This window comes from Amycolatopsis sp. FBCC-B4732, from assembly GCF_023008405.1.
Classification (GTDB): Bacteria; Actinomycetota; Actinomycetes; order Mycobacteriales; family Pseudonocardiaceae; genus Amycolatopsis; species Amycolatopsis pretoriensis_A.
Genome location: NZ_CP095376.1, coordinates 8,476,343 through 8,490,119, shown reverse-complemented (window position 1 = coordinate 8,490,119; position 13,777 = coordinate 8,476,343). Strand labels below are relative to the sequence as shown.

General features: G+C 71.1%; 13 protein-coding genes and 2 pseudogenes. 5 read left to right on the top strand and 10 right to left on the bottom strand.

From position 1 onward, the window contains the following. Positions 1 to 39 precede the first annotated feature (39 nt). On the top strand, positions 40 to 738 hold the full coding sequence (locus MUY14_RS38245) for a FadR/GntR family transcriptional regulator (protein WP_247016822.1): 699 nt from the start codon (positions 40 to 42) through the stop codon (positions 736 to 738). A gap of 4 nt (positions 739 to 742) precedes the next feature. On the opposite strand, the gene MUY14_RS38240 is transcribed toward MUY14_RS38245, so the two are convergent. From MUY14_RS38240 to MUY14_RS38230, 3 genes are read right to left on the bottom strand one after another with little or no spacing between them, the layout of a single operon-like run. Then, complete coding sequence (locus MUY14_RS38240; RefSeq protein ID WP_247016820.1) at positions 743 to 1,333, bottom strand: TetR/AcrR family transcriptional regulator; 591 nt, start codon at positions 1,331 to 1,333, stop codon at positions 743 to 745. A gap of 34 nt (positions 1,334 to 1,367) precedes the next feature. Further along, a complete protein-coding gene (locus MUY14_RS38235) occupies positions 1,368 to 2,084 on the bottom strand; it encodes a hypothetical protein (RefSeq protein ID WP_247016818.1) in 717 nt (238 codons plus the stop codon). Then, complete coding sequence (locus MUY14_RS38230) at positions 2,077 to 2,586, bottom strand: SigE family RNA polymerase sigma factor (RefSeq protein WP_247016816.1); 510 nt, start codon at positions 2,584 to 2,586, stop codon at positions 2,077 to 2,079. The genes MUY14_RS38235 and MUY14_RS38230 overlap by 8 nt, the downstream gene beginning before the upstream one ends. Before the next feature lie 136 nt (positions 2,587 to 2,722). Here MUY14_RS38230 and MUY14_RS38225 point away from each other — a divergent pair, with 136 nt between their 5' ends. The 3 genes from MUY14_RS38225 to MUY14_RS38215 all read left to right on the top strand — a co-directional run bounded on the left by MUY14_RS38225 (position 2,723) and on the right by MUY14_RS38215 (position 5,249). Next, positions 2,723 to 3,745 (top strand): low specificity L-threonine aldolase, encoded by a 1,023-nt coding sequence (locus tag MUY14_RS38225; RefSeq protein ID WP_247016814.1) that lies wholly within the window; start codon positions 2,723 to 2,725, stop codon positions 3,743 to 3,745. 16 nt (positions 3,746 to 3,761) lie between these two features. Beyond that, positions 3,762 to 4,340 (top strand): HAD family phosphatase, encoded by a 579-nt coding sequence (locus MUY14_RS38220; protein WP_247016812.1) that lies wholly within the window; start codon positions 3,762 to 3,764, stop codon positions 4,338 to 4,340. 93 nt (positions 4,341 to 4,433) lie between these two features. After that, a complete protein-coding gene (locus MUY14_RS38215) occupies positions 4,434 to 5,249 on the top strand; it encodes an SAM-dependent methyltransferase (RefSeq protein WP_247016810.1) in 816 nt (271 codons plus the stop codon). A gap of 4 nt (positions 5,250 to 5,253) precedes the next feature. Here the strand turns inward: MUY14_RS38215 and MUY14_RS38210 are convergent, their stop codons facing one another. The 5 genes and pseudogenes from MUY14_RS38210 to MUY14_RS38190 form a co-directional block, all read right to left on the bottom strand. After that, complete coding sequence (locus tag MUY14_RS38210; protein ID WP_247016808.1) at positions 5,254 to 5,442, bottom strand: hypothetical protein; 189 nt, start codon at positions 5,440 to 5,442, stop codon at positions 5,254 to 5,256. Between the two features lie 101 nt (positions 5,443 to 5,543). Beyond that, positions 5,544 to 6,722 carry a pyridoxal phosphate-dependent aminotransferase gene (locus tag MUY14_RS38205; protein WP_247016807.1) on the bottom strand — a complete coding sequence of 393 codons (1,179 nt, stop codon included), beginning with the start codon at positions 6,720 to 6,722 and terminating at the stop codon, positions 5,544 to 5,546. Positions 6,723 to 6,737: 15 nt separating this feature from the next. Continuing rightward, positions 6,738 to 6,953 (bottom strand): annotated as a pseudogene (locus tag MUY14_RS38200) (transglycosylase SLT domain-containing protein); the annotation flags it as partial. Positions 6,954 to 8,672: 1,719 nt separating this feature from the next. Continuing rightward, a pseudogene (locus MUY14_RS47160) lies at positions 8,673 to 8,972 on the bottom strand (WXG100 family type VII secretion target); the annotation flags it as partial. A gap of 46 nt (positions 8,973 to 9,018) precedes the next feature. After that, complete coding sequence (locus MUY14_RS38190) at positions 9,019 to 9,336, bottom strand: hypothetical protein (protein ID WP_247016805.1); 318 nt, start codon at positions 9,334 to 9,336, stop codon at positions 9,019 to 9,021. Between the two features lie 179 nt (positions 9,337 to 9,515). Between MUY14_RS38190 and MUY14_RS38185 the strand changes: the two genes are divergently transcribed. Continuing rightward, on the top strand, positions 9,516 to 11,417 hold the full coding sequence (locus MUY14_RS38185; RefSeq protein WP_247016802.1) for a serine/threonine-protein kinase: 1,902 nt from the start codon (positions 9,516 to 9,518) through the stop codon (positions 11,415 to 11,417). Between the two features lies 1 nt (position 11,418). Here the strand turns inward: MUY14_RS38185 and MUY14_RS38180 are convergent, their stop codons facing one another. Further along, on the bottom strand, positions 11,419 to 12,177 hold the full coding sequence (locus tag MUY14_RS38180; protein WP_247016800.1) for an ESX secretion-associated protein EspG: 759 nt from the start codon (positions 12,175 to 12,177) through the stop codon (positions 11,419 to 11,421). Between the two features lie 2 nt (positions 12,178 to 12,179). Further along, positions 12,180 to 13,775 (bottom strand): hypothetical protein, encoded by a 1,596-nt coding sequence (locus MUY14_RS38175; protein ID WP_247016798.1) that lies wholly within the window; start codon positions 13,773 to 13,775, stop codon positions 12,180 to 12,182. Between the last annotated feature and the right edge of the window lie 2 nt (positions 13,776 to 13,777).

Genomic DNA, 13,777 nt, shown 5'->3' with positions numbered 1-13,777 from the left:
ATGACCTTCCGCCAGTCCGCCAGCTGAGAGGGCCCTCCATTGACCGAACACCGGCCACGCGGGTTGCACGGCCAGACCGTGGAGGCACTGGCCAGCCGGATTCTCGCCGACGAGTGGGGCGAGGGCACCGTCCTCGACCTGCCCGGCCTGCGCGAAGAGCTCGACATCAGCCTGACCGCGCTGCGCGAAGCGCTCAAAGTGCTGGCCGCGAAGGGCATGATCGACGCCCGGCAGAAGCGCGGCACGTTCGTCCAGCCGCGCGAGAAGTGGAACATGCTCGACGCCGACGTCATGCGCTGGCAGACCGCGGCCGCCGACGACCCGGGCCTGCTCGACGAGCTCACCGAGGTCCGCGCGGTCGTGGAGCCGGCCGCGGCCCGGATCGCCGCCGGGCGCGCGTCGGAGGAAGACGTCGAGGGACTGCGGGAAGCGCTGGCCGACATGGCCGCGGCCACCGACCCGGAGGCGAGCGTCCAGGCCGACCTAGCCTTCCACCGGCGGCTGATGGCCGCCACCCACAACAACTTCCTGATGCGGATGGAGCGGGTGATCGCGATCGGGCTGGCCGAGCGCGACAAGCTGGTGCACGGCGCGTCGTCGGCGGAGGACCCGGTACCGAGCCACCGCAAGGTGTTGGACGCGATCGTCTCCGGCGACCCGGCCGCGGCGGAGCAGGCGATGCTGGCACTGGTCACCAAGTCCCGCGACGACCTGGAGAAGGCACAGCGCAAGTCGTGAGTGTTCAGGCGAGGGCGTTTTGGAGCATGCGGGCCGCGGCCGCGCGGGGTTCGGGGTCGATCTCGATCAGTGCGTTCACGACCGCGCCGTCGACCAGGGCGATCAGCCGCTCGAGTTCGGCGTCGGAGACCGGCGTGCCCGAGCGGGCGAAGATCTCCGTCAGCAGCTCGGTGAGCTGAGCCGACAGCGTCCGCATCAGCGGCCGCAGGTACGGGCGGCGGCCGGTCGCGACCAGCCGCTCGTACCGCAGCAGCACCGCTTCGGCGTCCGCCTCCGGGTCGCCGCTCTCCGGGCCCAGCAGCATCTCCAGCACCAGCTCGACCGTCGCCTGCACGCCGCGGTTGCGGGTCGCCAGCTCCTCCAGCCGCTGCCGGCCGGCCGCCAGCTCCGCGTTCGAGTGGTGCTCGACGGCCGCCGTGACCAGCTCCTCGAGCGAGTCGAAGTAGTACGTCGTCGATGCGAGCGGCAGGCCGGCCCGCTCGGCGACCGCCCGGTGCCGGACGGCGTCGAACCCGCCCTCGACGAGCAGCTTCGCGGCGGCCTCGACGAGCGCGGCGCGGCGTCGCTCCCCCTTCGGGGTGGTCGCTCCGGTCATGGCCGGTCATTCTGCCAACCGGGCGAACCCGGGTTCAGAAGCGGGGCGCGAGTGCGCGCGCGAACTGGTCCACTTGGCCCGCGTACGGCGCTGTTCCGCCGGCCGAAGGCACGCTGACCAGCAGGAGCTGTCCGCCGGACGCCGTCGGGACCTGCGCCGTGACCGTGCCGGCGGGCTGGGACTTGAAGACCACCGGGAGACCCTTGGGGTACACCGCCGCGGCCACCTCGCCGCCCGGCACCGGGAACCCGGCGGAGCGCGCCGCCGTCGAACAGGCGCCGCCCGGGGACGCCTGGGAAGTGGCGACGGGGACGGGGAGCTCGCCAGCGAGGGCGATGGCGAGCTCCCCGTCCACCAGTTCGCACCCGGAGGCGCCTTCGGCCAAGTGGCCGGTCTTCCCGTCCCCGTCGCCCCCCTGCTGGGGCGGCTGAGCCGGGAAGTTCGGTGACTCCCCACCGACTTGAGGACGCATCGAGCCGTCGCCGGGTTGCGCGGAGCCGGCATCCGATTGCGCCGACACGGCGTTGCCGTTCGCCGCGGTCATCTCCTTCGAAGTACCCCCGGAGAGCACTCCGTACGCACCGAACCCGACGACGACCAGTGCCGCGGCGCTCACCCCGGTCGTGATCCGGTTGCGGCGGCGCACGGTCTGGCGGCGGGATTCGCGGACGACGTCGTCCTGGGAGAACGTGGCCGCGGGTGCCTCCGGCGGCGCGGCGGAGAACAACGAGCGCAGCTCCTGCTCATCCATTGGTCTCCACCTCCCGTTCCAGCACCTGCTTGAGGTTCGCCAGCCCGCGTGCGGTCTGGCTCTTCACGTTGCCTTCGCTGCAGCCCAGCGCCTTCGCCGCGCTGGTGACGTCGAGCCCTTCGAAGTACCGCATGACCAGCACCGCCCGCTGCTTGGGCGGCACCTCCTTCAGCGCCGCGAGCAGGTCTTCCCTGGTCGCGACGAGGTCGTCGAGGCCCGGCGAGTCGTCGGCCGGTTCCGGCAGCGTCTCGGTCTGCCACTCGCGCCGCCACGGACGCCGCGATTCGTCGATCGACGCCCGCACGAGCGTCTTGCGGACGTACGCGTCGGTCGCCGCGCGATCCCTGATCTTCGTCCACCTCCGGTGCAGTGCGACGAACGCCGTCTGCGCGAGGTCGTCCGCCCGGTGCCAGTCGCCGCAGAGCATGTACGCGGTCCGGCGCACGGCGTCCCGCCTGGCGGCGAAGTACTCCGCGAACTCCTCCTCGTCGCGCTGGTCCACGCGCAGTCGTGCTCCGCTCTGTTGTCGTTCGCCCATGAGGACGGAATCAGGGGCGTCCACGGTTGCACGGACCGAGGGGGTTCGACCACCCGAGGGTTGATTGATCCCCGCGAGGTGGGTGTGATGTGATCGCTCCGTGACCTTCACCCTGCCGCCGCTGGACTTCCGCTCCGACACCGTCACCCGTCCGGATGAAACGATGCGCGCGGCGATGGCGTCGGCCGAGGTCGGCGACAACGTCCTCGAGCACGACCCGACGGTCGCCGCCCTGGAAGAACGGGCCGCGCACGTCCTGGGCATGGCGGCCGCGCTCTGGGTGCCGAGCGGGACGATGGCCAACCTGATCGCGCTGAGCCTGCACCTGCAGCGCGGCGACCGGTTCCTGGCCACCCGGGGCGCGCACGTGCTGTCCAACGAGCTGGGCTCGGCCGCCTGGCTGGCCGGCGGCATGCCGGACATCCTGGAGCACGACGGCGGCCCGGGCCGCCCTTCGCCTGACGCCCTCGCGGCCGCGATCGGACAACCCGGGCCGTATTTCACATTACGGACGTCGCTGCTCTGCCTCGAGAACACCCACAACGCGGCCGGTGGCGCCGTGACCCCGCCGGACGAGCACGCGCAGCTGCTGTCCGTCGCGAAGGAAGCCGGCCTGGCCGTGCACCTCGACGGCGCCCGGCTCTGGCAGGCCGCGGTCGCGCTGGAGGTGCCGCCCGCCGCGCTGACCGTCGGCGTCGACACCGTGTCGGCCTGCTTCAGCAAGGGCCTCGGCGCGCCGGTCGGCTCGGTCGTCGCCGGCAGCACGGCGTTCGTGGAGCGCGCCCGCCGGATGCGCCAGATGCTCGGCGGCGGCGTCCGGCAGGGCGGCATCCTGGCCGCGGCCTGCCTGGTCGCGCTGGACCGCGTCCCGGACCTGGCCGACTCGCACGAAAACGCCGCGCGCCTCGCCGACGGCCTGCGCGAGCACGGCTGGCCGACGAACACGCCGGACACCAACATCGTGCTGGCCGAGGTGCCCGACATCCCGACCGCGCTGAACTGGCTCGACTCGCTCGGGATCCGCGCGGTGCCGATGGCGGGCAAGGTCCGGTTCGTCACGCACCGGGACCTCAGCGCGACCGACGTCGAAGAAGCCCTGCGCCGGATCAAGACCGGCGCTTGACGCACTGGGGGACCCCGTGAACTGGATCGTGTTCGACTACGGCGACGTGCTGAGCAAGCCGAGCGCCGCCCGCCCCGACCTGGCCGCCGCGCTGGGCGCCCCGCTGCCGGAGTTCGAAAAGGCGTACTGGGACCTGCGGCTCCCGTACGACGCCGGCAGCACCCCGCTGGAGTACTGGCAGTCCGTCGGCGAGGCACTCGGCGTGCCGGTCGACGAAGCGCTGTCGGCCGAGCTGACCCGCATCGACATCGACGGCTGGGGCTACCTCGAGCCGTCGTCGGAAGCCCTGCTCGAGGCGCTTTCCGAAGCCGGCGCGGCGCTGGCGCTGCTCTCGAACGCGCCTTCGGTGTTCGGCGAATGGGCCCGCGCGCAGGACTGGATCCGGCACTTCCGCGTGACGCTGTTCTCGGGCGACGTCCGGTGCGTCAAGCCGGACGCGAAGATCTTCCGGCTGCTGCTCGACGAACTCGGCGCGGAGCCGGCGGACTGCCTGTTCTTCGACGACCGCGAGTCCAATGTGGACGGCGCACGGGCGGCCGGGCTGAAGGCTCAGCTGTGGAACGGCGCCGACGCGGCCAAGGCCTGGCTGGACTGACGGACTCACCCACCCCGCACGGCCGCCTACCCGCCGTGATCCCCGTGTCCTAGGCTGGGCGCGTCCACCGCCGACTTCTCCGGTAGGTACCCCATGGCGACGAGCGAACGACCGTCGGCCCGCGTCGACTTCGACCGGCCGAGCCTCGCTCGTGTCCGGGACGCGTTGCTCGGCGGGCAGAACCACTACGAGGCCGACCGCGTCCTCCTGCGCGAGCTCCTGGACATCGCGCCGGCCGCCCCGGCGATGGCGCGCGAGACGCGGCAGTGGCTGGTCCGCGCCGTCCGGTACCTGACCGAACGGCTCGGCGTCGACCAGTTCGTCGACCTGGGCTCGGGCTTCCCGACGGTGGAGAACACCCACCAGGTGGCGCAGAAGTACGACCCGGAAGCGCACGTCGTCTACGTCGACGACGACCCGGTGGTGGAGGCGCACGGGCGGGCGTTGCTCGTCGACAACGACTTCACGCACATCTGCGGCACCGACCCGCTGAACCCCGGCGAGACACTCGCCGGGGTGGCCCGGTTCATCGACCTCGACCGGCCGGCCGGGCTCGTGCTGTGCGGGGTCGTCGACCACGTCGCCGACCTCCAGCAGGCGCAGCAGGTGGTCAAGTCCTACGCCGGCGCGCTGGCCCCGGGCTCGTACCTGCTCCTGCTGCACCGCCACAACCCGCTCGACGCCACCGAAGCAGCCGTCGTCGCGGCCTCGCTGCAGGACCGGCTCGCCCGCGAGGGGCTCGACACGCGTTACCGCTCGCGTGCCGAGATCGCGTCCTTCTTCGACGGGCTCGAGCTGCTCGAACCCGGCCTGACCGAGCCACACCTGTGGTGGCCGGACGGGCCGCGCCTGGCGCCGCTGACGCCGGTCAACCGGACGGCGCTGGGCGGCGTGGCGCGGATCCCCTGAGTTCTCAGTAGCGGTTGATGCGCTTGCTGTCCTTGTTGCCGGTGATCGCCTTGTAGCCGGCCGCGCCGAGGAAGGCGATGCCGCCGATGATGGCGATCCACAGGACGGCCTTGAACACGAACCCGATCACGGCACCCAGCACCATGAACGCCACCCAGGCGACGATCAGGGCGCCGACGATCTTCCAGAACATGGTTCCTCCGCTGTGTCCCCGTGGCCCCACCGGCCCGGTCACTCCAATGTGCCATCCCCGGCGGGGAAACTCCCTCTCATCGCCCAACGTTCGGGGTTAAATCAGGGTTCCCCCTGGCCGAGCCACGCGCCGAGCCGCCGGACGCCTTCGTCGATGTCCTCGGCGCTGCCGGCGAAGGAGAACCGCACGTACTTGCCGCCGTCGACCGGGTCGAAGTCGACGCCGGGGGTGATCGCGAGGCCGGTGTCGGCGAGCAACCGCTGGCACCAGCTCAGGCTGTCCCCGGTGTACGCGCTGACGTCGGCGTACGCGTAGAAGGCGCCGTCCGCGGGCGCGAGCTCGGTCAGGCCGATGCGCCGCAGGCCGGCGAAGAGCCGGTCGCGGTTGGCGCGGTACCGCTCGACGTGCGCGTCGGCCTCCGCGTACGCCTCGGGCGTGAAGGCGGCCAGCGCCGCGTACTGCGAGACGGCGGGCGGGCAGATGGTGAAGTTGCCGGTCAGGACGTCGATCGCGCGGTGGAGGCGCTGCGGCGCGAGCAGCCACCCGAGCCGCCAGCCGGTCATCGCGAAGTACTTGGAGAAGCTGCCGAGCACGATCGGCTCGCGCCCGTACTGCCACGCGCAGTCGAGCTCGGCGCCGTAGGAGATGCCGTGGTAGATCTCGTCGCTGATCAGCTGCACGCCGTGCGACGCGCACCACCCGGTGATGGCGGCGAGCTCCCCGGGCGGCAGCACGGTCCCGGTCGGGTTGCTCGGGCTGGCGACGATCAGGCCGTCGATCGGACCGAGCTCGTCGAGCAGGCCGACGGTGGGCTGGAAGTTCGTCTCCGCGGTGGTGGCGAACTCGACGACCTCGCAGCCCAGGACGGAGAGCAGGTTGCGGTAGGCCGGGTAGCCGGGCCGCGCCATCGCGACCTTGGCGCCGGAGTCGAAGGCGCTGAGGAAAGCGAGCAGGAAGCCCCCGGAGGACCCGGTGGTCAGGACGACGTCGTGCGCCTGGACGTCGACGTCGTACCGCTGCCGGTAGTGCCCGGCCACAGCCTCGCGCAGCTCGGGGATGCCGAGCTGTTCGGTGTAGCCGAGGGTGCTGTCCTGCAGCGCTTTCGCCGCGGCCTCCAGCACGGGTCGCGGCGCGGGCGCGGACGGCTGCCCGGCCGCGAGCGACACGAGATCACCGTGACTCCGCTGCCGCGCACCGGCCGCGGAGAGGACGTCCATGACGTGGAAGGGCGGCACACCGGCCCGCAGCGCGGGACCGGCGAAGGCTCCGAGGTCGACCATGCGGCCAGGCTAGTTCTAGTAGCCCTGGTAGGCACCGCCGTGGGCCATGGCCTTGATGCCGGGCACGTTCCCGAGGCCGCCGTAGCGGTCGTAGGAGTACCGGACACCCGCGATGATGTTGTCGACCGGGTTGTAGATGTTGTCGTGCCCGGGCAGCTTGTGCGCGTTGAACGTCGAGTCGATGCACTGCATGAGCCCCTTGGACGGGTGCCCGGCGGCGGCATTGGAGTTGCCGGTCAGGAAGAGGTGATCACCCTCCTGAGCCGTCCACGTGCCCAGTTCGGTCGTCACGCACCACACGTCTGCCCGCCCGGCGGCTTCCTTCCGCAGGAAAGCTCCCGTGACGATCGGGTTGTTGAAGTGCACGACGGCTTCCTGGCGCCAGGTCTCCGGCTGGTTCGTCCGGTTGACCGGGAGCACCCGAGGCCGCGTCCCGGACAGGTAACCGGCCAGTGCGATCGCCTCGAGGACCGCGCCCGGCGCCTGGTAGACGACCACCTGCGGCTTCGAGTAGCCGGGCCGCGTGTACTGGGTGCCCTCGGCGTCGACGATCGCTTCGAGCCACGCCGCACGCTGCTCGGCGGACATCGACAGGATCTGAGCGACCGCATCGGACTTGGGGTGGCCCGCCCTGGCCAGCAGGTCCTGGGCGTAGTCGTGGTCCAGCCGGAACTGGTGCCGGGGCCCGCACCCACCACGGTCATCGACGTAGACCGCGTGCGGTACACCGTCGAGGAGGTCGCGGAGCTTCTCCACCATTTCGGGCTTCGACTGCGCGATGGACATGGTCGGGCGGTGCCGCCTGGTCTCGACGTGCCCGTCACCGGCGATCCAGCCGAGGATGGCGGCTTCCGCCACGCTGATCTCGAGCGCCGATCCGGTCGCCGCGGGCGCCGCCAGGAGGATCCGGTCGCGTGACCCGACGTCTTCGGTCGTGACGAAGCGCGCCTCGGCCGCGTGCCGGTTCTCCTGCTTCGGCGAGACGAAACCGTGCTTCTTGCGCCGGTGTACCGCCACACCGTTCTCCGGCTGCTGTGCCGCACCCGGCGCCCAGCCGCACTCCGGGCAGATCACCGGCAGGTCGGTGCGCCGAACGTGGACGCGCGGCAGGGTGAGCCAGCGGTGGTTCGGCGTGGTGGTCGCCTGCCACCGGGAGTTGCTCATCCGCACCAGCGCGGCGTCTTCGTGGTGGACGACCCGGGTGATCCGCGTCCACTCGCTCCGCCCGGTGGCCGGGTTGAAGCCGATCGTCTCGTCGCCGACTTCGACCGCGTTGTGCTTCAGGACACCGCGCCTGGTCAGGATCTGCGTGTCCAGCGGTACGCAGTCCCAGTTGTTGATGGCATTGGGATTCCCGCCCGACTCGTGCTGGATGATCGCCCAGATGTTGGGGATGTCCGCGTCGGTGACCGGCACCCCGGCGGCCTGCAGGGCCTTGATGGCTTCCTGGATCCACTGCTGGACGTTGCCCGGGGGCGGCGAGGAGGGCGGGCCACCGCTGGGGCCGAGGCCACCACCGCCACCGCCTCCGCCGCCACCACCGCCGCCTCCGCCACCACCGCCGTGGTGGGAGGAGCCGTTGCTGTGGATGCCGCCGGTGCTCTGCGGAACGGTGCCGTCGCTGTTGGGCAGCGGAACCTTCGAATAACCGCCCTCGATCTGGGTCTTCATCAGCGCCTGGGACTTCTTGACCAGGTCGTCCGCGCTCGAGAGCAGCGGGTCGATCTTCCCGAGCGCGGTGGTGGCGTCGTTCAGGTTCGCCTTGTTGGCGTTGTCGACGATTTCCTTCGACGACGGGCTCGGCGCGGGCTTTTGCTCGTCCCTCGCGTGTTCGGCCTCGGCGTTCATCGCGGCCTGCGCCTTGGGGGTCTCCGCGTTGATGCGGTTCTGGATCGCCGTCTTCGCGGTTTCGTAGGCGTCGTTGACCTTGCCCTTGATGTCGCTCAACTGCGACGACAGCGCACTGAGGTCGTTGCCGACGTCGGTGAGGTGCGTCTGCACCTTGTCACCCGCGGTGGTGATCTGCTTCACGTAGCCGACGAACGCGTCCGCGGCCGGGCCTTTCCAGACGCCGGCGGACAGCGAGTCCGTAGCCGACTTCAGGGCAGCGCCGTGGTCACCGGCCTGCGTGGCGGCGGTCTTGAACTGCTGGGCCGCCTTTTCGATCGACTCCGGCTTGATGCCGTCGACCTGCTTCTTCTTGGCCTCGATGTCCGGCCAGTTCGGCGGAAAGTCGATCAGCCCAGCCACAGTGCCGCCCCCTTGTCATCCAGGCCCCACAAGGCCGTCCACGCGCTCACTGGTTCCCGTGTTCGTGCAGCTTGAGGTCGCTCGCCCCGACCTGATCGGCTTCGGCGATCAGCCCGGCGGCCTTCTTCAAGACGAAACTGGTCGCCTCCATCAGCTTCCCGGCCGCGTCGAATTCGGAGTGCACGCCGTGTTTGAACTCGCCGACCGCGCCGTGCACGTCCTGGGAACCACCCATCGTGCCGAAGGGGCTTTCCTTCTCGTCGTCGACCCCGGTGAGATGCTTCTTCGACTTCTCGAACTCGTCCTTCAGCTTCTCCACGTTGCGGGCCGCGATGGCCATCGAGTCCGGGTCGTAGACAGGCACGGTTCGTCATCCCCTTCGGAAACTTGTCTCCGCCCGATCAGACGTCACCATGACCAGGACGGTTCCCGCCGCTTACTTTATGACTTCACTCGGGCCGCGCGTACGGATCTCCGTCAACTTCCACCCCAGCGGGCCGCCGGACACGCTTTGTAGCATGTCCGGCGGGGAGGGAAGCGATCATGAAACCACTGAACCCGGGCGAATCCCGACATGTCGGGCGGTACCGCCTGGTCGCGGCGCTCGGCGAAGGCGGAATGGGACGAGTACTGCTCGGGGTGTCACCGGACGGCAGGCTCGTGGCGGTCAAACAGGTGCACCCGGGCTTCGCGCACGACGACGGGTTCCGGTCCAGGTTCCGCCACGAGGTCCAAGCGTCACGGATGGTCTCAGGCGCTTACACGGCGGCGGTCATGGACGCGGACCCGGACGCGTCGACACCGTGGCTGGCCTCGGTGTTCGTCGCCGGGCCATCGCTGAAGGAAGCCGTCGAGGCGGCGGGGCCCCTCCCACCGGGGGCCATCCGGATCCTCGCGGTCGGGCTGGCGTCGGCACTCACCGAAATCCACCGGGCCGGCTTGGTCCACCGCGACCTCAAACCGAGCAACGTGCTGCTCACCGACGACGGCGCCCGGGTCATCGACTTCGGCATCGCCCGCGCCGCCGAGGGCGACTCCGAGCTGACGCACACCGGCTCGATCATCGGCTCGCCCGGCTTCATGTCCCCGGAGCAGGCCGACGGGCGGACTGTCACCCCGGCGAGTGACGTTTTCTCATTGGGCGGCCTCTTGGTCATGGCGGCCACCGGCCGGGCCCCGTTCGGCGGCTGGTCGACCCCGCAGGTGCTCTACAACGTCGTTCACGGGCGGCCGGACCTCGGTTCACTCCCCCCGGTGCTGCGACGACTGGTGGAGCCGTGCCTCGCGAAGGATCCGGCGCAGCGGCCAACGCCGGCCCAGATCCTCGACCACCTGGGTCCGGTCCCACCGGGCAGCACTCCGTGGCCACCGGCGGTACACGCGCTGATCTGTGTCCAGAAAGAGCAGGTCGGCCGCCTCCTGGCGCTGCCTCAGCCGCCGGTGGCCGAGGCTCCGGCGACACCCGGCAAACGGCGAACGCGGGCACGGACCGCGGTGGCACTGGCGTTGGCGCTCGTGCTGGGAACGGCGGCCGTGGTCGCGGTGAAGCTGAGCTCAGCGGATCAGCGCGCCGGCCGCGACGCGGGTCCCAACACCGGTCGCCCGCACCCCGCCGCGTTCACCGTGGAAGATCTTCGCGAAATCGATCCCTGCAAGCTTTTCAAACGCGACTCCCTACCCGCGACCGGGCCGATGGAGCAATCGGACGGCAAGCGCATCTACTTCGAACGATGCGATTTCTCGTTCAAAGACAGGCCGGACAAAACCGCCAGCAGCACGCTGGTCGTCAACCTGTACGAAACGCTCTCGGAGTCAAAAGGCACGCCGATATCGATCGGTGGGCTCAGCGGTTTCGCGAAGGTCGACGGCATCTACTGCGTCGTGTCGATCGAGAACCCGTACAGCCAGGGCTTCGCGATGACCGCCTCGTCGGGTCGGGAGACCGGTGATCCCTGCGCCACCCCGACCGAAGCGATGAACTTCCTGGTCCCGCAGATCCAGTACGGCACCGACGCGCGCTATCCGCTGTCCGCCGGCTCCGCGCTTTCCTCCGACCTGTGCGCCATGACCGATTCACCACCGGTTCCGCCGGGAAACCCGAACAAATTCAGCTTCACCATCCAAGGCCTGCACCGGTGCTTGTGGATCGGGCAGAAGGATCTCGGGGTGTATTCCGTCAGCTTGCTGTCCGCGCCGAGCGAGCCGGGCAAAGCCGAGCAGCGCGACCTGGACGGAGTCACGGTCTCCGAAGCGATCTTGCCCAGCCAGGACTACGGGCCGGCCTGCGAGATCACCTGGGCGCACCACCGGATCGACGACACGAGCACCGAGGATGTACAGCTCACCTACAACGACTTCGACAAGAAGCTGAGCAACGAAGAACTGTGCGCCAATGCCGAGCAGTACGCGCGTCGAGTACTGGCGAAGCTCCCGCCGGGCAGCTAGCTCAGGCCTCCGCCACCAGTTCCCGGATCCTCGTCGCGAGCAGCGCGTTGTCCGCCGGGGTCACCGTCGCCCACTCGCGGCCTTCGCGGTCGGTCTCCACCTGGAACAGGTAGCGGCCGGAGTCCGTGTCGAAGAACGCCACCACCCGGTTCGCGCGGTGGACCACGCCGTCACGGCCCACGCGCTCCGCGCCGAACTGGCCCCTGGCCTCCTGGCCGAGCAGCATGCCCGAGAGTTCCTGGGCCTGGAACAGCGGCACGCCGCGGTCCTCCAGCGCCGTCACCAGTGCCTTCGGGTCGCCCTTGGCGGCCGCGTCCGCGGCCTTCAGCGTCGGGTACGGGATGCTCACCGTCTGGCCGATGCCCGGGGCCAGGTCGCCCGCCACCGAGACCGCCGCCTCCGCGAGGGCGTCCTCCGTGGCCGGGATCAGCCACACCTCCGCGTTGTCCACCACCGCCAGCACCGCCTGACTGCGGTGGCTGACCGCGCGGCCGCGGATCTCGCGTTCGGCCCACACCCAGACGTCGACGCCGAACTGGGGTCGGGCCAGCAGGTGGAGCAGGTCGGCCAGCTCGCCGGACGCCCGGCGGTTGCGGGCCAGGCGCCGCTCGCTCAGCGACGCCCACGCCGACTCCACCAGCGCCGACCGCTCGGTGCGGGTGGTTCCCCCGCTCGGCACGTCGATCGCGACGTGCCGCCGAGGCAGTTCGAACGACTCCCAGAGCACGTCGAACTCCGACGCGGACAGCACCAAGGACACGGTCAGCGACCGTCCGAGCCGTGGTCGCCGATCACGTCGGGGGAAACCATCCGCTGGTCGGCGAACAGGTCCTGGTCGTCGACGCCGAAGCGGCGGACGTGCTCGGCGTCCTCCTCCTGCGGGGCCGCCTCCGACAGGAACCGCGCCTCGCCGCGCTGCTGCTTCGGGCTGATCTGCTCGGACTTCCGCAGCGCGACGGCTTCCTCCTCGGGCAGTTCGCCGACCGGCAGCGGCCGCACCGGGCCCTTCGGCTGGCCCTTCTCGCGCCGCTGGCGTTCCTTGTCGCCGCTGAGCGCGCCACCGGCGGCGCCCGCGCCGACCGCCGCCGCGCCCGCGCCGATTTCGCCCGGGGTCGCGCCCGGCTTCGCCACGAAGCCGCGTTCGGCCGTGTACTGGCCCGGCGCCAGCGGGGCCTGCGGCATCGAGCCGACCGTGCGGCCCTTGGCCAGCAGGCCGTCGGGGCCGCGGCTGAGCGAGCTGTCGACGGCGCCGGAGCCGGAGCCGGAGCCGGAGCCGGTGGACGTGCCACCGCCGCCCCCGAGGGACTTGATCGGCGCCGTCGCCGGGTTCGAGCCGGGCGGCAGGGAGCCGGGTGCGCCCGGCGGGACGAACTGCTCGCCCGCGCCGCCGACGGCCAGGCCGGGCGAGAAGTGGGTGGAGTCGCCGCCGGACGTGCCGCGGCCCGGGGTGGTGACCCAGCCGGGCCCGGGCGTCGACGTCGGGGGCTTCACGCCCGACGGCGTCGTCGTCGAACTCGGCGTCGTGTGCTGCGCGGCGGGCGCGGTCACCGAGCCGGTCTGCCGCGACGACCCGACGGGCCGGGACGGCTGTTGCTGCTGCGCCGCGACGCCGTAGACCGGGGTCGGCGCGTCGGCGTGCACCTGGTGCGCCACCGGCTGCACCACCGGCGGGTCGACGTGCACCGACCGGACCTTGTCCGACGCGGGCCGCACGCCGCCGTCCGGCGTCACCGCGACCGCCGCGCCGGCGACGTCGAGCACACCGGGCGTGACCCCCGGCGCGGCCAGCTTCAGCGACTCGGGGTCGGACAGCGACTGCGTCGAGAGCAGGTTCGTGCCGCTCTCCTGCGCGTACTCGTTCAGCGCCTGCTGCGCCTGCTCCTTGGCGTTGTTCGCCGCCTCGACCTGCCGGGCGTGGTCGGTCTCGAAGCCGATGAGGGACAGCAGCAGCCCGTCGGTCAGCGTGTAGCCGCCCGCGCCCTTCCGGACCGTCTCGGCGTCCGGGAGCTTGTACTTGGTGCGGTTGAAGGACTCGCCCTGCGCGAAGACCATTTCCGCGGCGTGCGCGACCTTCGTGGTGGCGTCCTGGGAGAACCCGGCCTGCTCGGTCAGCACCTGGCCGGCCGCGCCCCCGGCCTGGCTCTGCCACTCGACGCCGAGCTTCAACAGCTGCGCGCGCAACGTCTGGTCGGTGTGGGCGAGCGCGGTCGCGACGGCTTTCAGCGCGTCGACGGCGGTGCCGATGCTGCCGGTGCCGTCGCCGTTGACCATCCGCGTGATCTGGTCGGCGATCGCGGTGTTGGTCCAGCCGTCGAACCGGTGGTTCCGGATCCCGGCCGCGAGCTCGGAGAATTCCACGC

Bases quoted from the DNA above. Each gene is read 5' to 3' on its own strand.
- MUY14_RS38240 (WP_247016820.1), bottom strand. From the start codon at position 1,333: ATGACCGGAGCGACCACCCCGAAGGGGGAGCGACGCCGCGCCGCGCTC.
- MUY14_RS38235 (WP_247016818.1), bottom strand. From the start codon at position 2,084: ATGGATGAGCAGGAGCTGCGCTCGTTGTTCTCCGCCGCGCCGCCGGAG.
- MUY14_RS38215 (WP_247016810.1), top strand. From the start codon at position 4,434: ATGGCGACGAGCGAACGACCGTCGGCCCGCGTCGACTTCGACCGGCCG.
- MUY14_RS38210 (WP_247016808.1), bottom strand. From the start codon at position 5,442: ATGTTCTGGAAGATCGTCGGCGCCCTGATCGTCGCCTGGGTGGCGTTC.
- MUY14_RS38205 (WP_247016807.1), bottom strand. From the start codon at position 6,722: ATGGTCGACCTCGGAGCCTTCGCCGGTCCCGCGCTGCGGGCCGGTGTG.
- MUY14_RS38185 (WP_247016802.1), top strand. From the start codon at position 9,516: ATGAAACCACTGAACCCGGGCGAATCCCGACATGTCGGGCGGTACCGC.